This is a genomic window from Mesorhizobium sp. M0028, from assembly GCF_040323855.1.
Taxonomy (GTDB): Bacteria; Pseudomonadota; Alphaproteobacteria; order Rhizobiales; family Rhizobiaceae; genus Mesorhizobium.
In genome coordinates, this window is record NZ_JAMYVG010000013.1 from 1 (window position 1) to 21,027 (window position 21,027).

Below are 21,027 nucleotides of genomic sequence, written 5' to 3' on the forward strand. Positions count from 1 at the left end.
CCCCCCCCCGCCCGCCCCCGCCCCCCCCCCCCCCCCCCGCCCCCCCCCCCCCCGCGGCCCGCGGGGGGCCCCCCCGGCCCCCCCCCCCCCCCCCCGCCGCGGGGGGGCGGGCCCCCCCCCCAGGACCGGTCCGCAAGCGGCGGATGGCGATGCCGGCGACAGCCAGCTCGTGGGCGGCCCGCGATGCCGGCGGCAGCGGCGAGGGATCGAAGCCGTCCAGCCTGCGCTCGGCTTCGTCTAGATGACCAATCAGCAGCAGGCGCCGAACTTCGAGGTTGCGCGCATGCGCGGCGTTGACGCGGTCGCCATGCTTTTCAAGCGTCGCCCGCGCGGTGTCGAGTGCCTTGGCCGGCCAGGCGAGGTCGCGCGAGACGAGCGCGATCTCGGCCTCGGCGACGATACACCTCGCGCGGGCCACGGCCTCCCTCGGGCTGAATGCGTGCGCCGCCCTCTTGAGAAGAACCTTCGCCCTATTCAGGTCGCCAAGCTGCGCCATCGCGATACCGCGCAACGCAAGGGCCGGCGCATCGTCGCGCAGCGCAACCCGTTTCAAGGCGCCGAGCGGATCGCCCGCCGCGAGCGCATGCGCCGCGGCCGTGATCAGCGAGTCCATCGGAATCCCGTCACACTTGTCACTCCCATGGCTTCGACATCCGGCGCTAAGTCCATCTCACCAACCAGTCGTATCGAGAATGGCGACTGTAGCCAACCTGAGTTGCGGCGCACCTGAGTTGCGGCGCGATTATGCACTGAGCTCGAACACAACGATAAGCACTAGGAGAGACGCAATGAAGATCGAAGGCACAACTATCCTGGTGACTGGAGCCAATCGGGGCATCGGTCGGGCACTGGTCGAGGAAGCCCTGAGCAGAGGCGTAAAGCGCGTCTATGCCGCAACCCGCCAAGCCATGGCTCACCCCGACCGGCGTGTAACGTCCCTGACCATGGATGTAACGAACGCCGCGCAGATCCGGGAGGCCGTCGAGAAAATCGATGCTCTCGATATCCTCATCAACAACGCCGGCGTATCGCCCTTCGACGACCTCAGCGACCGTCGCGTGCTCGAACAACAGCTCGCCGTAAACCTCTTCGGCGCGTATGACGTGACCCAGGCTCTGCTGCCGTTGCTGGCCCGGTCGCGGGGAGCCATCGTCAACATTCTGTCGCTGGCCTCGATTGCCGCCGTGCCGTTCAGTCCGGCTTACTCGATCTCGAAGGCGGCCTCGTTCTCACTGTCACAGTCGTTGCGCACCCTCTTGGCCGGACGGGGTGTCAGCGTCCACAGGGTCCTTCCCGGCCCCGTGGACACGGACATGACACGGGGCCTGGACATCCCGAAGGCCTCTCCGGAGTCTGTTGCGCGAGCGATCCTGGACGGCGTGGAGAACGGCGAGGAGGAAATCTTCCCCGATCCCATGTCGGAATCCGTGGCGGAGGGTTGGCGCAGCAGTGCGGTCAAGGCGCTTGAACGCCAGTTTGCAGCCTATGCGGAAGCAAGCCCGTCAAGTGAAGCAAGCCCGTCAAGCAGTGGGCACGAAAGAAGCAGCGAAACGATTACCCGCGAGGCCCATCCTTGCTGCTCGGCCTGAAATTGCGGACGCTTGTGCAGGGGGCGGCGGCATCGCCGCTCTGGGCGGAAGCGAATCCCCACAAGCGAAACGGAGCATCATTTTCGCTTGTCGAAATGCGCTTCAGCTTCTTGTCGCCTGATACGCCTCTGATATCGCCGCCGGGCGAAAAAGACGATCAAGTCTGCCAGCCAACCTGGAGCATTGAGATGGAGCAAGGCATCACGCGCGCTATCAATTTGCCGACCATTCATCGCTACATTGGAAAAATCCGAGGGTTCCGTTTGTCGAGCTTCGACCCATTGACGAATACTCGCCCCGTCCGGCAGTTTCGCCGCAAAAGCCAGTTCACGTCTCATGCAAACCCACTCCACCCGGTGGCGCAATTCCTCCTCATAGCCAATGCCTCGCTGATGGAGACGCGCATGCGTCGCCTCATGCACTATCGCGCTGGCGATCTGGTCGGTCAGCGTGTGCTCGCCTAGAACAAATCGCCGATCAAGCTCGCAAGTCGAAGTCGATTTCACAAATTGCGCAGCGGCACCTGGATTGATTGTGATCCAGATCCGTTTGAGATCGCGGACCAGACGGCTGTATCGAACAGGGTCAAATTCTTGAATCAATCGCAGCGCGGCGGCAACCTTATCTGCATCTTTCCCACCGCTCTCGCCATTATAGAAAACTGGCAACCCATCGATCGTTCTCTTGTCGATCGACTTTATAGCCAACCAGCTGAAAACACGGATCACTATCTCTGAACCACGCCGCTTTTCAGTCTTCTCCGGATGGGGCAAGACTTTCCTCAGTTGCGGTCGTCGGGGAAACTTGGAATAGGCATGAACTCGACGCCGTCGTCGGCGAGGCTCTTGGCCTCGCCCAGCGTCGCCTCGCCATAGATGCCGCGCGGATCGCTTTCGCCGAAATGGATCTTGCGCGCTTCCTCGGCGAATTTGTCGCCGACATAGTCGGCATTCTCGCGCACCTTGTCGGCCATGGCCTTGAGCTGCGCCAGCGCCTGCTTCTGCGCCTCGCCCATGGCCAGCGCGATGCTTTCGCGCTTGCGCCCGGTGGAGACGGCAGGCGCCATCAGCGCCTTGTCGACCCTGTGCGAGCCGCAGGTCGGGCAGTCGACGAAGCCGCGCTTCTTCTGGGTGTCGAAATCGTCGTTGCTGCGGAACCAGGCTTCGAATTCGTGCTCGTGTTCGCAGATCAGGGAAAAGCGGATCAAGAGGCGGCACCCCTGAGACGCGGCGCCTGCGCCAAACCGGCGTTTACGGCAAAATCGCGTGCGTTTTTGAGATTCGGTATCTTTTTGCGCGCAGCGACTGACTGCGCCGGGTCGATCTCGGCGACGATCACCGCCGGCTCGTCATGCGCCGCCTCGGCGATGACGCGGCCCCAGGGATCGACGATCAGCGAATGGCCATAGGTTTCGCGGCCGTCCTCGTGCACGCCGCCTTGCGCGGCGGCAACGACATAGGCGCCGTTCTCGATGGCACGCGCCCTGAGCAGCACGTGCCAATGCGCTTCGCCGGTCTGGCGGGTGAAGGCGGCGGGCACCGAAAGGAGATCGGCGCCGGCCAGCGCCTCGGCGCGGAACAGCTGCGGGAAGCGCAGATCGTAGCAGACGGCAAAGCCCAGCTTCGCGCCATCGATTTCGGTGACGACAGCCTCCGTGCCCGGCTCATAAGCGGCGGATTCGCGCCAGCTCTCGCCATTGTCGAGATCGACGTCGAACATGTGGATCTTGTCGTAGGTGGCAATCGTGGCACCGTCCGGCCCGAACAGAAGGGCGCGGTTGGCAAGCTTGCCGTCGGCGCGCAGAATGGCGGTCGAGCCGATATGCAGGAAGATGCCGAGTTCCTTGGCCAGCCGCCGCGACGTCGAGACGACGATGTCCTTGTCTTCGGAGGTGAAGGAAGCGGCCCGCGCCTGGCTGTCGCGGATCAGCGCGCCGGTCATTTCCGGCGTCTGGATATAGGTCGCGCCAAGACCTGCCGCCTCGCGCACCAGCCGTTCCAGATCGACCGCATTGCGCTCCGGGCTGGTTCCCGAACGCATCTGGATCGCCGCCGCCTTGAAACCACCCATCGTCATGTCCTTATCTGGCCGAGCCGTTGGCGAGCAATTTGTCCAGCCGTCCTTCCGCCTCCAATTCGTGGAGATCGTCGGAGCCGCCGACATGCGTGTCGCCGATGAATATCTGCGGAAAGGTGGAACGGCCGTGGGCCCGGGAAATCATTTCCCGGCGCAGTTCCGGCGAGAAGGAGGCGTCGTGCTCGGTATAGGCGACACCCTTCCTGTCGAGCAGCCGCTTGGCCGCGGTGCAATAGCCGCACATCATCCGCGTGTAGATCGTCACATCGACCATCGGTCAGCAACCCTGCCTCGTTCCGCTGTCATCTAGGCTATATAGGCGCCGATTCGTCGGCCCGAAAGTCCCCCGGCAGCACGCGCGCGAAGGTCAGTACGTCGATTGCGCCGGCACCGCCCTTCTTTAACGCCCTGGCGACCGCACGGACCGTGGCGCCGGTGGTGTAGACATCGTCGATCAACAGCACCCGGCGGCCGGCGATTTCGATCTCCGCTTCATCAGGCACTGTGAATGCGGCGCGCACATTTTCCTCGCGTTCCCGCCGCTCCAGCCCGACCTGCTGGCGCGTGAGTTTGACGCGCTTGATGGCTGATGGCGCGAAGGGCCGATCGCCGAGCTGCGCCACCGCCCGCGCCAGTTCCGCCGACTGGTTGAACTGCCGCCTGAAGAAGCGCCGCCAGTGCAGCGGCACCGGCACGACCACGTCGGCCTCGGCGATGAGCTCGGCACCGGCGCGAAGCATCCAGCGCGCCATCCACGGCGCCAGATCGGTGCGGTCCTGATATTTCAGCCCTTGCACCATCTGGCGGGCAACGCCGGAATAGGCAACCGCCGCCCGCGCGCGCTCGAATGGCGGCGGGTCGGCTATCGCCTCCGCCGACAGGAACCCCTCACCCATATTGTGGGTGAACGGCGTGCCCATCACCGGGCACCATGGCCGTTCCAGCAGCCTGAGTTTCGGCCAGCAGGCGCCGCACAACACGCCGGGTTGCGAGACATGGCGGCGGCAGCCGGCGCAGACCGGCGGGAACAACAGGCGCGCCGGCCAGCCCAATGCCTTGCGGGCAATGCTCTTGATCGCAATACGCTTGATCTCTGGCATGGGATCGGCCACGTGGTTGGTCCTCCGCATCACTATATCAGAGAGCGAAGCACAAGGACCTGCCCATTGCAGCCCGTAATCGACACCTCGCTCTGGCTGGCGCGCAAGCACCGGGCACTGGCCCGCCCTATCGCCGGGGCGGATTTCCTCATGCGGCGGGCGGCCGAGGATCTTGCCGACCGGCTCGGCGCCGTCGAACGCAAGTTCGGCAAGGCGACCTCATTGTTTTGCCAGACGCCGGCAGCAGCAGAGGTGCTCGCAGAAAGCGGCAAGGTAGCGGAAAACGTGCGCGTCGAGGCCGACGCCGCTTTCCTCGACGGCCGGCCAGGAGTGGTGGCGCCGTTGGAAACCGTGCCGTTCGAGCCGGAAAGCCTCGATCTCGCTGTCTCGCTGCTGTCGCTGCAGGCCATGAACGACATTCCCGGCATGCTGGTGCAGATCCGCCGGGCGCTGAAACCGGACGGGCTTTTCCTCGGCGCCTTCGCCGGCATAGGCACGCTCTCCGAACTGCGCGAAAGCCTGCTTGCCGCCGAGACCGAGCTCTACGGCGGTGCCAGCCCGCGTGTGATCCCGTTCACCGATGTCCGCGACGCCGGCGCGCTGCTGCAGCGCGCCGGCCTGGCGCTGCCGGTTGCCGACGTCGAGACGATTACGGTGCGCTACGATTCCCTCTTTGGCCTTGTCGCCGACCTGCGCGCAATGGGCGAGACCAGCGCGCTTGTCGACCGCAGCAGACGGCCGGGCACCCGAGCGCTGTTCGCGCGCGCCGCCGAAATCTATGCAGAGCGGTTTTCGGATGCCGATGGCCGCGTCAGGGCGAGCTTCTCGGTGGTCTGGATGTCAGGCTGGGCGCCCGATGCCTCTCAGCAAAAACCGCTGAAGCCGGGCTCCGCAAAAATATCGCTGAAGACGATCCTGGAAAACCCCGGCGGCCCCTGAGCGTATCCCTGCGCAAAAAGCTAAGCGTAGCCCTGCGCAACAGCCGAGCGAATCACTGCGCAAATGCGTTGGCAAGCCTGCTGCTGTTGTCGCTGAACAGCCACTCGATCGCACCGGCAGCCTGGCCGATGCCTGTGACAATGGCAAGCGACAGCACGGCCACGATCAAACCATATTCGATAGCCGTCGCACCCCTCTCGTCTTCTAAAAATCGTTGCAGCAAGATTTTCATGGGCGCCCATCCCTCTTGCCGGAACCTAGCGCCGACCCGTTAAGAAAGGTTAACGTGACAGGCTTAACGCGCGGTGAAACAGCTGCATTCCAATGCATGTCGCGCAAAAGTGTGCAGCGGTTTTGCGATAACGACATGCATCGAAACATAAGCGCGTCGCACGAGGCCGGTCGAACGCGACGCGCTTCAGATATCTGTTGAGGACGTCAGCAGTCACCGCTGCTTCTGCCATCGGCCCGAATGACGCAAACCGAACTGGGCAGCGGCTGCAGCACGCTCTTGCGCAGCGTATAGCTGTCGCGCTGGCCGATCGAGCCGGTGCTCATTGTATCAAGCCCATCGCGGGCAAACTGCGATCGGGTCCGGCTGTCGAGGTAGGGTGTCGCGATCAAGGCCAGAGCCACCGCGGCCGAGCCGAACAAAAGGGCGATGCGCAATATTCCCATGCCAGCATTGGCGGCGCCAGGAAGGCGATCGGGCCAAGGCAAGTCCCAGTCCTTGTCGAAGCTCATGCAAATCGCTCCCCAGCGGTGGAATCGGCGTAACCGCTTTGCGTCAATTTTTCACGGCCAGATAAATCTTTCATTAACGCTGCTGATATCGCTTCGCGGAGCTGCCCGGTTTACGGGAGATCGGCCGTTACAGCAGATCGATGAGGAACTGGATCAGCGGGGCATCGGCCGGCGGCATTGGAAAATCGCGCATCTGGCGCGGCCGCACCCATTTCAGCACCTGCCGTTCCTTCGGCTGGGCAATGCCGCGGAAGCGACGGCAGACGAACAGCGGCATCAGCAGGTGAAAATCATCGTAGGAATGGCTGGCAAAGGTGAGTGGTGCCAGGCAAGGGATATCGGTCTCGATGCCGATCTCCTCATACAGTTCGCGGATCAGGCATTGTTCCGGCGTTTCGCCGGGCTCGACCTTGCCGCCCGGAAACTCCCATAGGCCGGCGAGTTGCTTGCCTTCGGGCCGCTGCGCCAAAAGCACGCGCCCGTCGGCATCGACTAGCGCGCAGGCCGCAACCAGGAGCAGGCGCTTGCCGACCGTGTCTGAGCCGCTCATGCGCCTTGTGGCCGGCGATAGTGATAGCGATAGACTTCGTCGAATCCGAGCAAACGGTAAAGCGCCAGCGCCGGCGCGTTGTCCGCCTCGACTTGCAGCCAGGCTTCCCGCGCCCCGCGCAGTCGCGCCCATTTCAGCGCCGATCGGATGAGGTGGCGGCCATGGCCCTGGTTGCGCACCGATCTGTCGGTGGCGATCTCGAACAGCCCGGCAAGGTCGCCGTCATGCACGCAGATCAACGTTGCCAGCGGCTCGCTGCCGTTCTCCAGCGCAAACAGCCCGGCCTCCGGCTGGATGGCGCCAATGATCTCCGACAGGCCGGGCCGTAGCGACACGTCCGAACCGCTCACCTTGAGCGCTGCGCCGATGAAACGGCTGATGTCCTTCAACGGAATCTGGTCCATGGCGTCGTCGAGCATGGCGTCCGCCAGCGGCAGCCGCATGACCAGCGACTCCGCGAATGTGCTCCAGCCCTCGCCGTCGAGGTACTTTGAGAGATCCGGCCCAGACAGCGGCGAGACGCGAAAGGTCAGCGGCCTGCCATAGGCGTCGAAGCGACGGCTGGCGCGGCCGATGCGCTCGGCAATGTGCTGGATGTCGCCCGGATCGAGCGGATTGACCGAATTCAGCCGCTTGGCCGGATGGCCGGCCGTCAGCCGCACGACCCAGGTGCCGTCATAATGGACGGCGGCCGCCGGCCAGGCGCGAAAGCCAGCCGCCTCGTAGCGGCGCACGATCGCCAACACGCTTGCCGGATGTCTGGAAGCCAATGTCATCAGCTCCGATAATCGCCATTGATGGCGACATATTCCTTGGTGAGATCGCAGGTCCACACCGTCGCCTTGCCGCGGCCGATGCCGATATCGGCGCGGATGCGGATCTCGTCGCGCTTCATATACGCCGAAGTCGCCGCTTCGGAATAGGCGGCGTCGCGCTCGCCCTGATATGCCAGGCGGTTGTCGCCGAACCAGATCGACAGAAGGTCGCGGTCGGCCGGTTCGCCGGCCTTGCCGACGGCCATGACGACACGGCCCCAATTGGCGTCCTCGCCGGCGACTGCCGTCTTGACCAGCGGCGAATTGGCGATCGACAGCGCGATGCGCTTGGCCGAGCGGGCCGATTTGGCCCCGGTGACGGTGACCTCGACCTGCTTGCGGGCGCCCTCGCCGTCGCGCACCACCTGTAGCGCCAGCGACTTCAACACCTTGCCGAGGGCACGGCGGAACGCGCCGAGGCGCGCATCCTTGGGGTCGGAAATCGCCGGCGCGCCACGCCTGGCGGCAGCAGCTGTGGCGAACATCAGCAGCGTGTCGCTGGTCGAGGTGTCGCTGTCGACGGTGACCGCGTTGAAGGTCTTGGCCGTGCCGCGCGACAAGAGATCCTGCAGCGCCGGTGCTGCGATCGGCGCATCGGTGGCGATGAAGGAAAGCATCGTCGCCATGTCGGGCGCGATCATCCCCGCGCCCTTGGCGATGCCGTTGATGGTGACGTCGGCATTGCCGAGCTTGACCGTCGCGGTCGCCAGTTTGGGATAGGTGTCGGTGGTCATGATTGCCTTGGCGGCTTCGGTCCATAATTCCGGCTTGCCGTCCTTGATCAGCCCGGCCAGCAGGTGGCTGAACTTACCAGTATCGAGCGGTTCACCGATGACGCCGGTCGAGGCCAGGAACACCTCGCCTGGCGTGCAGCCGGCCGCCTTCGCCGCCGCCTCGCCCGTGAGTGCGGTCGAAGCGCGGCCCTTCTGGCCGGTAAAGGCATTGGCATTGCCGGAATTGACGACCAGAACGCGCGCCTTGCCCGCCGTGAGGTTTTGCCGGCAGAAGTCGACCGGCGCCGAGGGGCATTTCGACCTGGTGAACACCCCGGCGACGGTGGTGCCGGCGTCGAACACCATGGCCAGCAGATCGGTACGGTTCTTGTATTTTATGCCGGCCTCGGCGGTGGCGATGCGCACGCCCTCGATGGTCGGCATCTTGGCATATTTCTTCGGCGCGAGCGGCGAAACCTGTGCGGACATGGAAGACCCCGGGCGGGAAAATCGCGAAAGGAACGCCGGTTTGCCCGATAGCGCGCGTCGGCGCAAGCCGTTTTCACAGCCGTTACGGGTGCCGGACGCCTGACACTGCCTCATGCCGCAAGCAGGGCTGTTGCAAATTTGTTGGCATCGCTGCGGCCGATAGCGCTATGATCCTGCCCCATGGGCAGGCTTGTGGTCTTGGCACTGGCGTTTCTGGGCTTTCTGCTGCTGCGCGCGGATGCGCAGACGGCGCGGCGCGTGGCGCTTGTGGTCGGCAACGGCAGCTACGCCAAAGCCGGCACGCTGGCCAATCCCGTCAACGATGCGCTCGACATTGCCGACAAGCTGCGCGCCATCGGTTTCGAAGTGATCGAAGGCAACGATCTCGGCAAGCGCGAGCTCGAACGCAAGATCGGCGAATTCTCCGATGCGCTGCAGGGCGCCGGTGCCGGGCTGTTCTACTATGCCGGCCACGGCCTGCAGGTCGACGGGCGCAACTTCATCGTGCCGGTCGACGCCAGGCTGGACATGCCGGTCAAGCTCCAGCTCGAGGCCGTGCCGATCGACGAGGTCCTCGACATCATGGAGCAGCAGACCAAGGTCAGCCTGGTCTTCCTCGATGCCTGCCGCAACAACCCGTTTGCGCGAAGTCTCAGCCGCAGCGCCACGACGCGCTCGGCGACGGCTCTCGCCGGCCTCGCCCAGTTCCAGTCGACACGCGGTTCATTCATTGCCTTCTCGACGGCGCCCGGCGCTGTGGCAATGGACGGGACGGGGCGCAACTCGCCCTTTGCGGCGGCACTTTTGCGGCATATGGCGGAGCCCGGACAGAGCATCAACGACATGATGATCGCGGTGCGCCGCGATGTCGTTTCCGCAACGCGCGAGGCGCAGCGTCCCTGGGAGCAGGGATCGCTGCTCGAGCGTTTCGAATTTGTGCCGGGCGGAGACAGTGCCCAGCAACCGAAACCGGCCGTCACCCCGGCGCCCGCGTCTGAGGTCGTAGCGCTCGAACGCTCCGTCGGCGACAAGGGCGCCATCGAGCAGTTTCTGCGCCACGACTATCTGGCGCCTGATGCCAAGGCGATGCGCGAGACCGTCAAGCGGCTTTACGGTGCGTCGGCCACCATCTACGGCACGCGCTACGACAGCGAGGCCATCGTCAAGGTCAAGACTGACTGGTTCGCGCAATGGGCGTCGTGGTCGTTCGGTCTTGAGCCCGGCAGCCTTGAGGTGACGCCGCACGGCAAGGACCGCGCCGATGCGGTTTTCGCCATGACCTACGATTATGTGCCGAAGGACCACTCGGCGCAGCGGCTGACCGGCAAGGCACGGGTCATGCTGGAACTCGTGCTGGCCGACGGCGAGTGGCGCGTTGCGTCGGAAACGTCGCAGGCGCTGGAATGAACATCACCGGACCGCTGGGTTAATGAACCCGCGAAACGCCGGCTGCACGCCCGGAATCAGTCCCCAGATCATGATCGAGACCATCAGCGGCGCGATGACCAGTGTACGCTGCCAGATTTGCCACTCCTTGGTCAGCGGAAAAACCATGTACAAAATGGCAGTGATCAGCGGGTAGACGCCGAGCAGCACCAGCAGGGCGAAGCGCAAGCGCGAAAAACGCGTGGCGACAGTCGAGGTCATTGCTGTTCTCCTTATCGTTACGGAACGTTCCGTTACATATGAAACGGATCGTTTCGTTTCGTCAAGGGGCTGTGTATGATGGCTGCTGAGATCGTCGGCAAGGAAGACGAGATGGGCGAAACCACCGATCCCGGGCGCAAATCAGCCGGCGCACGGCGCAGCCCCGAAAGCGCCGATGCCATTCTCGATGCCGCCGAAGCGGTACTGGTCGAAGCCGGCTATTCCGGCTTCTCCATCGAGGCGGTGGCGCGGCGGGCGCGCGCCGGAAAACCGACGATCTATCGCTGGTGGCCAAGCAAGGCCGCTCTGCTGCTCGACGTCTACCAGCGGCAAAAGCGTGTCGACAATCCCGACACCGGGAACCTTGAGCAGGACCTCGTCGGCTTCCTGAAGAGCTTGTTTGCGCACTGGCGCGACACATCGTCGGGCAGCGTGTTCAGATCGCTGATTGCCGAGGCGCAGTCGGACGAAAAAGCGGCCGCCGCCCTTGCCGAATACGCGAGAGGCCGTCGTGTCCACACCGGCCAGATGGTCGAACGCGCCAAGGCAAGGGGAGAGGTGGCAGCCGATGTCGATGCCACTGTCGTCGCCGACCTGATCGCCTCGTACGCCTGGACGCATCTTCTGACGAACCGCCTCGACGAGGACGAAGCGACGCTGCACAGGGCGGTCGGCTATGTCTTGAAAGGCATCGTCGCTGGCGATGCCGGCGATGCCACGGCGGTCCGGCGGCGGCGTCGACGCATCATCGTTCGCCCTACCAAATAGAAGCGACAGGGCGGCAGCGCGCCCTGTCGTAGCTCAATCTGGCCTATTTCGCGCTTTCCAGTGCGTCGACCGTCTTCTTCAGGTTGGCATCGGGGATGTCGACCTTGGCGTTGGCGCGCAGCGACTTGACCAGCGCGAAATACTTGTCGCGGATGACCGCCTGGCGGGCCTGGTCCTTGACCTCGTCGAAGGCCGGCGGCTGCTTGGTGCGCTTGTCCTCGACCTTGATGACGTGCCAGCCGAACTGCGACTGTACCGGCTGCTCGGTGTATTTGCCGACCGCCAGCGCAAACGCCGCCTTGTCGAATTCCGGCACCATCTGGCCAGGCCCGAACCAGCCGAGATCGCCGCCGCTGGTCTTGCCGCTCGGATCGCTGGTGTGCTCGTTGGCAAGCTTCTGGAAATCGGCACCGCCGTCGAGCTGCTTGATGATGGCGTCCGCCTCTTCCTTCGTCTTCACGAGGATGTGACGGGCGTGCACCTCGTTGGTGGGCGGCGTGTTGGCGATTTCCTGGTCGTAGCGGGCGCGGACCTCGGCATCGGTAACTTTGTTGACGACGCCCTTCTCGACCATTTCGCCATGCAGCGCGCGCTGCTGCAGGAATGCCATGCGGCGCTGGAAGTCGGGATCCTTGTCGAGGCCGGTGGTCACCGCCTGGGCCGCCATCACGCGGATTTCGATCGCCGCCGACAGCGCCGCGGCGCGGCGCTGCTCGGGCGGAAGCTGCGCGAACTGCTGCGACAGCTCGCCCTCGGCAAGCCCAAGGTCTGCCTCGGTCAGCGTCTGGCCGTTGATGGTGGCGACCACGGCGTTCGGATCGACCGGCTTGGCCGCCGGGGCGGGTGCCGCCGGCTGGGCAGGGGCGGCTTCCTGCGCCATCAACGGCGACAGCGAGAGGGCCGACAGCCCGAATGCCAGACCAAGGCTGGCGAGCGACGCGCGGCGGAACAATACAGACATTACGATTATCTCCAAAGCGGGGTAGCTAGAGCGGAATGGCTTCCAGACCAGCAGGATTGTGGCGGAATTTGGCGCGGTCGACAGGGCGAGCGCGGCGTTGACATCGAATGAGCCCCCTCTTATCTGTCCAACGACTTTGCGTCCAGAACCGTTTCCGGGCGCTTTTTGCGTTTGTCCGCGTTCACGCGGATTTGATGGGGGCCGGCCGGCGCCCGTCGCAATGACTTGGAATGCTATCGAAAGGGCCATTGGATGGTCAGTCTCGGCGGTCTCGCCCGTAAGGTTTTCGGCTCCTCCAACGATCGTCGGGTCAAATCGACCCGGCCGCGCGTCGAGGCGATCAATGCCATGGAAAACGAGATGCGGGCGCTTTCCGACGCCGAGCTTCAGGCCCGCACCGACAAATTCCGCCAGGACATCGCCAACGGCGCCAGCCTCGACGACCTTCTGGTGCCGGCCTTCGCTACCGTGCGCGAGGCCGCCCGCCGCGTGCTCGGCATGCGGCCGTTCGACGTGCAGCTGATCGGCGGCATGGTGCTGCACAATGGCGGCATCGCCGAGATGCGCACCGGCGAAGGCAAGACGCTGGTGGCGACGCTGCCGGTCTACCTTAACGCGCTCGCCGGCAATGGCGTCCATGTCGTCACCGTCAACGATTACCTGGCCACGCGCGACTCCGAATGGATGGGCCGCGTCTACAAATTCCTCGGCCTCAAGGTCGGCGTCATCGTCCACGGCCTGTCCGACGAGGAGCGCCGCGTCGCCTACGCCGCCGACGTCACCTACGCCACAAACAACGAGCTCGGCTTCGACTATCTGCGCGACAACATGAAATACGAGCGCGCCCAGATGGTGCAGCGCGGTCACAGCTACGCCATCGTCGACGAAGTCGATTCCATCCTGGTCGACGAAGCCCGCACGCCGCTGATCATTTCCGGTCCGCTCGAGGACCGTTCGGAAATGTACAACACCATCGACACCTTCATCATCCAGCTGCAGCCGCAGGACTACGAGATCGACGAGAAGCAGAAGACCTCGATCTTCACCGAAGAAGGCACCGAGAAGCTGGAGAACATGCTGCGCGATGCCGGCCTGCTCAAGGGCGAGTCGCTCTACGACGTCGAGAATGTCGCCATCGTCCATCACGTCAACAACGCGCTGAAGGCGCACCGGCTGTTCCAGAGGGACAAGGACTATATTGTCCGCAACGGCGAGATCGTCATCATCGACGAGTTCACCGGCCGCATGATGCCCGGCCGCCGCTATTCGGAAGGCCTGCACCAGGCGCTCGAGGCCAAGGAGCATGTGGCGATCCAGCCGGAGAACCAGACGCTCGCCTCGGTCACCTTTCAGAACTATTTCCGCCTCTACAAGAAGCTGGCCGGCATGACCGGCACGGCGCTGACCGAGGCCGAGGAATTCGCCAACATCTACAATCTCGACGTCACCGAGATCCCGACCAACCTGCCGGTCATCCGCATTGACGAGGACGACGAGGTCTACCGGACGGTAGAGGAGAAATACAAGGCGATCGTCAAGGAGATCAAGGAAGCCCGCGCCAAGGGCCAGCCGACGCTGGTCGGCACGACTTCCATCGAGAAGTCGGAGCAACTGGCTGAACGCCTGCGCAAGGAAGGTTTCAAGGATTTCGAGGTGCTGAACGCCCGCCACCACGAGCGCGAGGCGGCGATCGTCGCCCAGGCGGGCAAACCGGGCGCCATCACCATCGCCACCAACATGGCCGGCCGCGGCACCGACATCCAGCTCGGCGGCAATGCCGACATGCGCATTGCCGAGGAGCTTGGCGACATGCCGGCCGGCCCCGAGCGCGAGGCCAGGGAAAAGGACATCCGCGACGACATCGCCCGGCTGAAGGAAAAGGCACTCGCCGCCGGCGGTCTTTATGTGCTCGCCACCGAACGCCATGAATCGCGCCGCATCGACAACCAGTTGCGCGGCCGCTCGGGCCGCCAAGGCGATCCCGGCCGCTCGAAATTCTTCCTGTCGCTGCAGGACGACCTGATGCGCATCTTCGGCTCCGAGCGCATGGACGGCATGCTGCAGAAACTCGGCCTCAAGGAAGACGAGGCAATCATCCATCCGTGGATCAACAAGGCGCTGGAAAAGGCGCAGAAGAAGGTCGAGGCGCGCAACTTCGACATCCGCAAGAACCTGTTGAAATATGACGACGTTTCGAACGACCAGCGCAAGGTGGTGTTCGAGCAGCGCATCGAGCTGATGGACGGCGAAGGCTTGTCCGAGACCATCACCGAGATGCGCGAAGGCGTCATCGAGGAGATCGTCGCCAAGAACATTCCCGAAAACGCCTATGCCGAGCAGTGGAACGTCGCCGGGCTCAAGGCCGAGATCGCCGAATTCCTCAATCTCGATCTGCCGGTCGAGGACTGGGTCAAAGAAGAAGGCATTGCCGAGGACGACATCCGCGAGCGCGTCAGCCAGGCTGCCGAAGCCGCCGCCAAGGAGCGCGCCGAGCGCTTCGGCCCCGACGTGATGACCTATGTCGAGCGCTCCGTGGTGCTGCAGACGCTCGACCATCTGTGGCGCGAGCACATCGTCAATCTCGACCATCTGCGCTCGGTCGTCGGCTTCCGCGGCTATGCCCAGCGCGATCCGCTGCAGGAGTACAAGGGCGAGGCGTTCGAGCTGTTCCAGGCGATGCTGGGCAATCTGCGCCAGGCCGTCACCGCGCAATTGATGCGCGTCGAGCTGGTCCGCCAGGCGGCGGACGCGCCGCCGCCCGAGGCCCCTGACATGTTCGGCAGCCATATCGACGGCAGCACCGGCGAAGACGATTTCGACGGCGGCGAGACGGCCGTGCTGGTCCGCCAGGAAAGCAACGCCATCGTCGCCCCCGAAGACCGCGACCCGAAGAACCCGGCAACCTGGGGCAAGGTCGGCCGCAACGAGGCCTGCCCGTGCGGGTCGGGCAAGAAGTACAAGCACTGTCATGGGGCGTTTGCGTAAGGCTGCGCTTTCCTTCTCCCCGTGATGGGGAGAAGGTGCCCTAAGGCGGGGCGGCACGGACGTCTGCGACTAGCCAATCTCCCCACCTGAGGGGGAGATGGCCGGCAGGCCAGAGGGGGGCGGTGTCCCGCCGACACCAAAATACGCATTTCGAATTTTCTGTATCTCGACCGGCGGTGGTGTTTGAGTTTGAAATCTAATAGCCGGGTGACGCACGCGCTGATGTCCGCGCTTCATGAAGATCGGAACCTGCTAAAGTGGGTAAAGACACTACTTTGATTCAATAACCCCGTTCGAGGTCGATCTTGTTGGACAGAGGCTCTCCTCTGGCGACTTGACCGCAGAGATCGGCGGCCTGGTCGATTCCAGAATCCACCCAGAAGCTCGCGACATGAGGTGTGACGGTCACCTTGGGATGAGTCCACAACGGCGATGAAGCCTCCAGCGGTTCACGCTCAAACACGTCAAGACAAGCACCAGAAAGCTGACCTTCGTCGAGAGCGCGGATCAGGTCGGCTTCGTTGACATGCGCGCCCCTGCCGACATTCACAAGGTAGGCACCTCGCTTCATTTTTCCAAAGGCACTCAAGTTCAGTATCCCACGAGTCTCACCAGTCAGGGGAAGTGAACAGATAACGTAGTCCCGACTTGTGAGTGCGCCCTCAAGCTGGGCACGGCCAAAGTAACTGTGTATGCCAGGAAGCGTCTTTTGATGACGAGACCAGACTGCTGTGTCGTAGCCAAAGTCCGCAAACAGCTTTGCGGCCCAGCCACCGATCCGGCCCGCACCAAGCACAACTATTCTTGTCTCGGAGATCTTCCGCGGCGCGATCGGATTCCACAACTTGCGGGCTTGTAGACTCATGTAATCCGCAACATGCCGTTGCTGGCAGAGAACGCGAAGGACGATGTACTGCACCACTTCCGAAGCCTGCTCACGCGTTGCGAGCCTGATGAGCGGAACACTCTTGGGAAAGCTCTGAAGATCAATACCCTCGACACCGGCTCCCAAATAGACGACGGCGCTTAGCCCCGTCATGGCATTAAAAAAGCCAGGACTGGCGCCCTTGTCGATCAGCACAATGTCTATGTCACTTTTGTTCCCGGCGTCTGGCCAAAGCCTGAACTCCAGCTGCGGCACACGGGTTTTCAGCTCAGCAGCCCACACTTGTGCATCAATGTAGTCAGGATACTCATTGACCATCAGAACGGTAATGGGCTCGCCTAACACTTCGCCCCTCCCAGATTCAGGTAATCAGGCATCCACCGGATTACCGTTCTGTTGAGACTGAGGTTTGCGCAAACTGGCACCAGTTGCAAGATCAGACCCCGGCAAAAATGGCGTTGGTGATCCGCCAAAGCCGTGATGTCTGCCCGCTGCCGGCCGAGGATGTCGATTTCGCTTTCTTCAAGGCATAGTTCTCCCCTTGTTTTGCTGAAACGCATGACAACCGGGCCGGTCACGCCGGTGATGGATGGGGCGATGGCCGGAGTTCCGCGATCAGCCGCAGGATGTCGGTGAAGAGTTGCCTCGGGATAGCGACCTCCGCATCTGGAAGGCGACATAACGCCCATGGCTGATAACCTCGGCAACGATCTTGATGAGCTTCTTTGTGAGCTGGTAAGTGGTGCCAGAACATCCTTCCTGGCCTTTAGGTCCGGTTGGCATTCTTAGTTCTCCGCATGGCTAAAGACGACAGCGCCGTTGTCCTTACGAACTTCAACGGACACGATTCCATCGTCACCCTTTCGGGTTTGGAACATGGAGGTTGCATGATCTTTCGCGGTCTTCTCGTCGTCGAAGATCACCTTGTCGACGATGCCCTGCCTTCCATACCAAATGACAGTGTAGACCATTGTTGCTGCCATGCGTTCCGCTAAGCATATAGGCGTTTTCGCATATGGGGCAAACGAGATAGGCGTTTCCGCGTATTTCAAACTGAGACACTAAAGAGCAGGGTGAAGGGTTGCGCGAATGATGAATATGAAGCAGCGCGCCGCCCCTCATCCGCCTGCCGGCACCTTCTCCCCGTGAACGGGGCGAAGGAACACCCACCCAACCGTTTCTTAATGTGTTTTCGCTACACGCATAGCCAGAAAAGAAGCGGAAAACGGAGTGTGATCGGGGTGCGCTTTTCCGCGGCGACGACAGCCGGGCGGTTCCTGCCGCAGCGCTTTGCGCTGCGCATAAGGCCGCTGCTTGGCCTGATCGATGCCGTGCTGTTCAGCGCCGGCGAGCGCGGCGAAGCCGGCCGCATGTCGCTGATCGCCTTTTCGGTCCGCATCGTCAGCGCCGTCATCGCCTTCGTCAGCCAGGTCTTGATGGCGCGCTGGATGGGCTCGTTCGAATACGGCATTTTCGTCCTCGTCTGGGTAACGATGGTCATCGTCGGCAACCTCGCCTGCCTTGGCTTCCACACCTCGGTCATCCGCTTCATTCCCGAATATCGCGAGCGCGGCATGCTGGCCGAATTGCGCGGCATCGTGCAGGCCAGCCGGCTGTTCGTGCTGGTTGCCTCGACGGTGATCGCCGGTCTCGGCGCGCTCGGCGTCTGGCTGCTGTCGTCCTATATCGAAAACTATTACGTCATGCCGTTCATCCTCGGCATCATCTGCCTGCCGATGATCGCCATGTCCGACCTTCTGCAAGGGCTGGCGCGGGCCAATTCCTGGGCGCTGTTTGCGCTGTCGCCGACATTTCTGGTGCGGCCGCTGCTGATTCTGGCGTTCATGGCGCTGATGCTGCTGGCGGGCTACGCGCCCGATGCCAAAACGGCGATCTTTGCCGCAATCGCCGCCACCTACGCCACCACGCTCGGCCAGCTCATCGGCGTCACCTCGCGGATGGACAGACGGATCCCGGCCGGGCCGATGAAGCTGCATTTCGGCCAATGGTTCATCGTCTCGCTGCCGATCTTCCTGGTCGAGAGCTTCTTCTTCCTGCTCACCAATGCCGACGTGCTGATGGTCGGCGCCTATCTCGAACCCAACGACGTCGCCGTCTATTTCGCCACCGTCAAGACGCTGGCGCTGGTGCATTTCGTCTATTTCGCTGTCAAGGCCGGCGTTGCCCAGCGCTATGCGCAGTTCACCCATGGCGAGCCGCACAAGCTCGCCGCCTTCGCCCGCGAAACCGTGTCGTGGACGTTCTGGCCGTCGCTGGCGATGGCGCTGCTGGTGCTGGCCCTGGGCGAGCCGATGCTGACCTTGTTCGGCCCGGAATTTGCCGCCGGCTATCCGCTGCTGTTCCTTTTGGTGTTCGGCGTCGTCGCCCGGGCCGCCGTCGGCCCTTGCGAAAGCCTGCTCACCATGAGCGGCAACCAGAACATCTGCGCCGCCGTCTACGCCATGACGCTGGCCTTCAACATCGCGCTCAGCGTCGTGCTGATCCCGCTCTTCGGTCTGTGGGGCGCAGCGATGGCCACCGTCTTCGCCATGATCTTCGAGGCCGGCGCGCTGTCCTTCACGGTCTGGCGCAAGCTCGGCATCGCCATGGTCATTTTCGTGCCCGCCAAAGGAGCCGCCTGATGGCTGCCGTCCCCTTGCTCGAGGAAACCAGCGGCGGCCCGGCCGGCGCCATGGTGTCCGGCCTTGCCGGGCTTGCGCGCGAAGCCGATCCCGCCCATGTCGAGATCCTCGCCAACAACCGGCCCGAGCGCAAGCTTGCCATCTATCCGGCCTCCGCCGGCTTCGACCTGGTCGAGGAGCTCGACTATCTCTGCACCCGCACGATCGAGCCGAACGTCTTCTTCAATCCGCGCTTCCTGGCTCCGGCCATGCCGAGGCTCGAGGACCGCGAGGTGCGGCTGGCGGTCATCCGCGACGGCGACCAGTATCGCAACCGGCTGCGCCTGCTGGTGCCGTTCTCGGTCGAGCGGCCGATGGTGCCGCTCGGGATTCCCGTCATGCGCACCTGGTCGAGCCCGTTCGGCCCGATCGGCACGCCGCTGGTCGATCGCGACGATCCGATCGGCGTCATCGAGGATTTCTTCTCGATGCTGTCCAGGCCGCATCTCAAGCTGCCGAAGGTCTTCGTGCTGCCCGACATAAGGCTGGATGGTCCGGTGGCGAGCCTGCTCGCCAGCGTCGCCGAGACGCGCGGCCTGACGCTGGTCACCACCGGCAAGGCCGACCGCCCGGTGCTCGAAAGCGAGCTCGACGGCGAGGCGTATCTGAAGGCTTCGCTGCGCGCCCACCATTATCGCGAGTTTCGCCGCCTGAAGCGCCGCCTCGCCGACCTCGGCCGGCTGGAGCATGTCGTGGCGCGCGGGCCCGACGAGATCCGCCACGCCATCGAAAATTTCCTGACATTGGAGGCCGCCGGCTGGAAAGGCCGCGAGCGCACCGCCATGGCCATCGACCGCTACCGCGCCGCCTTCGCCCGCGAGGCGGTGCACCGGCTGGCCGAGCAGGATCTTTGCCGCATCCATTCGCTGACGCTCGACGGCCGCACCATCGCCTGCCTGGTCGTCTTCGTCGAGGCCGGCGTCGCCTATACCTGGAAGACCGCCTATGACGAGACGCTCGCCGCCTATTCGCCGGGCACGCTGCTGATGATCGAGGTGACCAGGCAGCATCTCGACGACCCCAACATCATGATGACCGATTCCTGCGCGGTGCCCGACCACCCCGTGATGAGCCGGCTGTGGAGCGAACGCAAGCCGATGGGCACGCTGGTGATCGGGCTGACGCCGGACGCCGACCGCCCCGCCCGCCAGGCGGCCTCGCAGCTTCACCTCTACCGCGAGACCCGCAACATGGCGCGCCTGCTGCGCAACCGGATGAGAAGCCTGCTGCGGCGACGGTAGCGCATCGGGTCCAAAGGGGGACCCGGCCCAGCCGACCGTCTCCGCACCATCGACCTGCTCCGGCCTAGGTCGTCAGGGTTAATTCTCCCGATCAGCGGAAAGGATTAGCATCGACGCAGTCCCAACAGGGATGAGGCGATCAATTACGGCCGCGCGTCCAGCATCACTGCCGCCTCGGTCCTGCACGGCCAGAAGAAAAATCTGGGAGGAATGCATGACGAAAACAACTCACCTCAGGCGTCTCGGTATCCTCACATTGGCAGGTCTCGTCGGCGCGTGTCTGAACGCCGCCGCTCCTCGGGCCGCCGAACCCGACAAGGCCGAGATCGATGCCCTGCGTAAATCGCTGTCCAGGTATGAAGACTACAAGGTTGCCATTCGCGAGCTTTATCTGTCGACGGTTGGATGCGTCTTCTACAGCGGCGAAAAGGTAGAGGGAGCGATGGACTACCCGAAGGGCGCGATGGGCATCCATTTCGTCAACGTCACGACTGTCGGCCCGACCGCGGATCCGACGCGCCCCAATGTGCTGATCTATGAGCCGGTCGGCGGCGAATTGCGCCTGGTCGGTGTGGAATGGCTCGTGCCCTTGACGCCGGACACCAAGGAGCCGCCGAAGCTCTTCGGCCAGACATTCATGGGGCCTATGGAGGGGCATTATCCGCTCATCCCGAAGGAGTTCCACCACTACGACCTTCACGCCTGGCTGTTCAAGGAGAACCCGCTCGGAATGTTCAGCCCGACGAACCCGGACGTGAAATGCGACAATTATGCGTTTCCGATGCCGGAGCAGCCGACCAAGATGGTGCCGGGGCCGATGTGATAGCGGCTCGGGCTGCGATC

The 21,027-nt window shown here is 63.6% G+C and carries 22 protein-coding genes and 1 pseudogene; 8 read left to right on the top strand and 15 right to left on the bottom strand.

Annotated features, from left to right (window positions below; translation table 11 throughout):
- Window positions 1-109: 109 nt before the first annotated feature.
- Window positions 110-613, bottom strand: a pseudogene (locus NKJ93_RS21890) (helix-turn-helix domain-containing protein); the annotation flags it as partial.
- A gap of 175 nt (window positions 614-788) precedes the next feature.
- On the opposite strand from NKJ93_RS21890, the gene NKJ93_RS21895 reads away from it, so the two are divergent.
- Window positions 789-1,589 carry an SDR family NAD(P)-dependent oxidoreductase gene (locus NKJ93_RS21895; protein ID WP_352591071.1) on the top strand — a complete coding sequence of 267 codons (801 nt, stop codon included), beginning with the start codon at window positions 789-791 and terminating at the stop codon, window positions 1,587-1,589.
- 77 nt (window positions 1,590-1,666) lie between these two features.
- Here the strand turns inward: NKJ93_RS21895 and NKJ93_RS21900 are convergent, their stop codons facing one another.
- The 5 genes from NKJ93_RS21900 to NKJ93_RS21920 are packed head-to-tail and all read right to left on the bottom strand — an operon-like array spanning window position 1,667 to window position 4,777.
- Window positions 1,667-2,362, bottom strand: coding sequence for a hypothetical protein (locus NKJ93_RS21900; protein ID WP_352591074.1), 696 nt, complete (start codon window positions 2,360-2,362; stop codon window positions 1,667-1,669).
- Window positions 2,363-2,370: 8 nt separating this feature from the next.
- Window positions 2,371-2,796, bottom strand: a complete 426-nt coding sequence (locus NKJ93_RS21905) for a DUF1178 family protein (RefSeq protein WP_352591077.1) — start codon at window positions 2,794-2,796, stop codon at window positions 2,371-2,373.
- Window positions 2,793-3,659 carry a carbon-nitrogen hydrolase family protein gene (locus NKJ93_RS21910; protein WP_352591080.1) on the bottom strand — a complete coding sequence of 289 codons (867 nt, stop codon included), beginning with the start codon at window positions 3,657-3,659 and terminating at the stop codon, window positions 2,793-2,795. Before NKJ93_RS21910 ends, NKJ93_RS21905 begins: the two co-directional genes overlap by 4 nt.
- Window positions 3,660-3,669: 10 nt before the next feature.
- Window positions 3,670-3,939: a glutaredoxin 3 gene (gene grxC, locus NKJ93_RS21915; protein ID WP_352591083.1), complete on the bottom strand. Its 270-nt coding sequence runs from the start codon at window positions 3,937-3,939 to the stop codon at window positions 3,670-3,672.
- 37 nt (window positions 3,940-3,976) lie between these two features.
- Window positions 3,977-4,777, bottom strand: coding sequence for a ComF family protein (locus NKJ93_RS21920; RefSeq protein ID WP_352591086.1), 801 nt, complete (start codon window positions 4,775-4,777; stop codon window positions 3,977-3,979).
- Between the two features lie 54 nt (window positions 4,778-4,831).
- Here NKJ93_RS21920 and NKJ93_RS21925 point away from each other — a divergent pair, with 54 nt between their 5' ends.
- Window positions 4,832-5,704, top strand: coding sequence for a methyltransferase domain-containing protein (locus tag NKJ93_RS21925; protein ID WP_352591089.1), 873 nt, complete (start codon window positions 4,832-4,834; stop codon window positions 5,702-5,704).
- 52 nt (window positions 5,705-5,756) lie between these two features.
- Here the strand turns inward: NKJ93_RS21925 and NKJ93_RS21930 are convergent, their stop codons facing one another.
- From NKJ93_RS21930 to argJ, 5 genes are all read right to left on the bottom strand, one after another.
- Window positions 5,757-5,936, bottom strand: a complete 180-nt coding sequence (locus NKJ93_RS21930; protein ID WP_023721039.1) for a Flp family type IVb pilin — start codon at window positions 5,934-5,936, stop codon at window positions 5,757-5,759.
- Window positions 5,937-6,142: 206 nt separating this feature from the next.
- Entirely contained in the window at window positions 6,143-6,448 is a 306-nt protein-coding gene (locus tag NKJ93_RS21935) for a hypothetical protein (RefSeq protein WP_023721040.1), read from the bottom strand.
- A gap of 127 nt (window positions 6,449-6,575) precedes the next feature.
- On the bottom strand, window positions 6,576-6,998 hold the full coding sequence (locus tag NKJ93_RS21940; RefSeq protein WP_352483541.1) for a (deoxy)nucleoside triphosphate pyrophosphohydrolase: 423 nt from the start codon (window positions 6,996-6,998) through the stop codon (window positions 6,576-6,578).
- Window positions 6,995-7,774: a GNAT family N-acetyltransferase gene (locus NKJ93_RS21945; RefSeq protein ID WP_352483540.1), complete on the bottom strand. Its 780-nt coding sequence runs from the start codon at window positions 7,772-7,774 to the stop codon at window positions 6,995-6,997. Before NKJ93_RS21945 ends, NKJ93_RS21940 begins: the two co-directional genes overlap by 4 nt.
- Window positions 7,774-9,015, bottom strand: coding sequence for a bifunctional glutamate N-acetyltransferase/amino-acid acetyltransferase ArgJ (gene argJ / locus NKJ93_RS21950; RefSeq protein WP_352483539.1), 1,242 nt, complete (start codon window positions 9,013-9,015; stop codon window positions 7,774-7,776). The genes NKJ93_RS21945 and argJ overlap by 1 nt, the downstream gene beginning before the upstream one ends.
- A gap of 180 nt (window positions 9,016-9,195) precedes the next feature.
- Between argJ and NKJ93_RS21955 the strand changes: the two genes are divergently transcribed.
- Window positions 9,196-10,422 carry a caspase family protein gene (locus tag NKJ93_RS21955; protein WP_352591092.1) on the top strand — a complete coding sequence of 409 codons (1,227 nt, stop codon included), beginning with the start codon at window positions 9,196-9,198 and terminating at the stop codon, window positions 10,420-10,422.
- A 3-nt stretch (window positions 10,423-10,425) separates the two neighbouring features.
- Here NKJ93_RS21955 and NKJ93_RS21960 read toward each other — a convergent pair whose 3' ends face one another.
- Window positions 10,426-10,662, bottom strand: coding sequence for a putative antibiotic biosynthesis monooxygenase (locus NKJ93_RS21960; RefSeq protein WP_352591095.1), 237 nt, complete (start codon window positions 10,660-10,662; stop codon window positions 10,426-10,428).
- Window positions 10,663-10,773: 111 nt separating this feature from the next.
- Between NKJ93_RS21960 and NKJ93_RS21965 the strand changes: the two genes are divergently transcribed.
- On the top strand, window positions 10,774-11,430 hold the full coding sequence (locus NKJ93_RS21965) for a TetR/AcrR family transcriptional regulator (RefSeq protein WP_352483567.1): 657 nt from the start codon (window positions 10,774-10,776) through the stop codon (window positions 11,428-11,430).
- A 43-nt stretch (window positions 11,431-11,473) separates the two neighbouring features.
- Here the strand turns inward: NKJ93_RS21965 and NKJ93_RS21970 are convergent, their stop codons facing one another.
- Window positions 11,474-12,391 carry a peptidylprolyl isomerase gene (locus tag NKJ93_RS21970; RefSeq protein WP_023721047.1) on the bottom strand — a complete coding sequence of 306 codons (918 nt, stop codon included), beginning with the start codon at window positions 12,389-12,391 and terminating at the stop codon, window positions 11,474-11,476.
- 252 nt (window positions 12,392-12,643) lie between these two features.
- Here NKJ93_RS21970 and secA point away from each other — a divergent pair, with 252 nt between their 5' ends.
- The gene (gene secA / locus NKJ93_RS21975; RefSeq protein WP_023721048.1) at window positions 12,644-15,376 is read left to right on the top strand and encodes a preprotein translocase subunit SecA; all 2,733 of its coding nucleotides are present in this window, start codon (window positions 12,644-12,646) and stop codon (window positions 15,374-15,376) included.
- Window positions 15,377-15,656: 280 nt separating this feature from the next.
- On the opposite strand, the gene NKJ93_RS21980 is transcribed toward secA, so the two are convergent.
- Window positions 15,657-16,607, bottom strand: a complete 951-nt coding sequence (locus NKJ93_RS21980; RefSeq protein WP_352591098.1) for a 2-hydroxyacid dehydrogenase — start codon at window positions 16,605-16,607, stop codon at window positions 15,657-15,659.
- A gap of 440 nt (window positions 16,608-17,047) precedes the next feature.
- Complete coding sequence (locus NKJ93_RS21985) at window positions 17,048-17,233, bottom strand: hypothetical protein (RefSeq protein ID WP_031194557.1); 186 nt, start codon at window positions 17,231-17,233, stop codon at window positions 17,048-17,050.
- 270 nt (window positions 17,234-17,503) lie between these two features.
- Between NKJ93_RS21985 and NKJ93_RS21990 the strand changes: the two genes are divergently transcribed.
- The 3 genes from NKJ93_RS21990 (at window position 17,504) to NKJ93_RS22000 (ending at window position 21,007) form a co-directional block, all read left to right on the top strand.
- Window positions 17,504-18,904 (top strand): lipopolysaccharide biosynthesis protein, encoded by a 1,401-nt coding sequence (locus tag NKJ93_RS21990; protein WP_352483566.1) that lies wholly within the window; start codon window positions 17,504-17,506, stop codon window positions 18,902-18,904.
- A complete protein-coding gene (locus tag NKJ93_RS21995; RefSeq protein WP_023721052.1) occupies window positions 18,904-20,184 on the top strand; it encodes a GNAT family N-acetyltransferase in 1,281 nt (426 codons plus the stop codon). Before NKJ93_RS21990 ends, NKJ93_RS21995 begins: the two co-directional genes overlap by 1 nt.
- A 214-nt stretch (window positions 20,185-20,398) precedes the next feature.
- A complete protein-coding gene (locus tag NKJ93_RS22000) occupies window positions 20,399-21,007 on the top strand; it encodes a hypothetical protein (RefSeq protein WP_023721053.1) in 609 nt (202 codons plus the stop codon).
- Window positions 21,008-21,027: the final 20 nt, after the last annotated feature.

Bases quoted from the DNA above. Each gene is read 5' to 3' on its own strand.
- NKJ93_RS22000 (WP_023721053.1), top strand. From the start codon at position 20,399: ATGACGAAAACAACTCACCTCAGGCGTCTCGGTATCCTCACATTGGCA.
- NKJ93_RS21930 (WP_023721039.1), bottom strand. From the start codon at position 5,936: ATGAAAATCTTGCTGCAACGATTTTTAGAAGACGAGAGGGGTGCGACG.
- NKJ93_RS21910 (WP_352591080.1), bottom strand. From the start codon at position 3,659: ATGGGTGGTTTCAAGGCGGCGGCGATCCAGATGCGTTCGGGAACCAGC.
- secA (WP_023721048.1), top strand. From the start codon at position 12,644: ATGGTCAGTCTCGGCGGTCTCGCCCGTAAGGTTTTCGGCTCCTCCAAC.
- argJ (WP_352483539.1), bottom strand. From the start codon at position 9,015: ATGTCCGCACAGGTTTCGCCGCTCGCGCCGAAGAAATATGCCAAGATG.
- NKJ93_RS21955 (WP_352591092.1), top strand. From the start codon at position 9,196: ATGGGCAGGCTTGTGGTCTTGGCACTGGCGTTTCTGGGCTTTCTGCTG.
- NKJ93_RS21995 (WP_023721052.1), top strand. From the start codon at position 18,904: ATGGCTGCCGTCCCCTTGCTCGAGGAAACCAGCGGCGGCCCGGCCGGC.
- NKJ93_RS21935 (WP_023721040.1), bottom strand. From the start codon at position 6,448: ATGAGCTTCGACAAGGACTGGGACTTGCCTTGGCCCGATCGCCTTCCT.
- NKJ93_RS21945 (WP_352483540.1), bottom strand. From the start codon at position 7,774: ATGACATTGGCTTCCAGACATCCGGCAAGCGTGTTGGCGATCGTGCGC.
- grxC (WP_352591083.1), bottom strand. From the start codon at position 3,939: ATGGTCGATGTGACGATCTACACGCGGATGATGTGCGGCTATTGCACC.
- NKJ93_RS21940 (WP_352483541.1), bottom strand. From the start codon at position 6,998: ATGAGCGGCTCAGACACGGTCGGCAAGCGCCTGCTCCTGGTTGCGGCC.
- NKJ93_RS21965 (WP_352483567.1), top strand. From the start codon at position 10,774: ATGGGCGAAACCACCGATCCCGGGCGCAAATCAGCCGGCGCACGGCGC.
- NKJ93_RS21970 (WP_023721047.1), bottom strand. From the start codon at position 12,391: ATGTCTGTATTGTTCCGCCGCGCGTCGCTCGCCAGCCTTGGTCTGGCA.
- NKJ93_RS21895 (WP_352591071.1), top strand. From the start codon at position 789: ATGAAGATCGAAGGCACAACTATCCTGGTGACTGGAGCCAATCGGGGC.
- NKJ93_RS21985 (WP_031194557.1), bottom strand. From the start codon at position 17,233: ATGGTCTACACTGTCATTTGGTATGGAAGGCAGGGCATCGTCGACAAG.
- NKJ93_RS21960 (WP_352591095.1), bottom strand. From the start codon at position 10,662: ATGACCTCGACTGTCGCCACGCGTTTTTCGCGCTTGCGCTTCGCCCTG.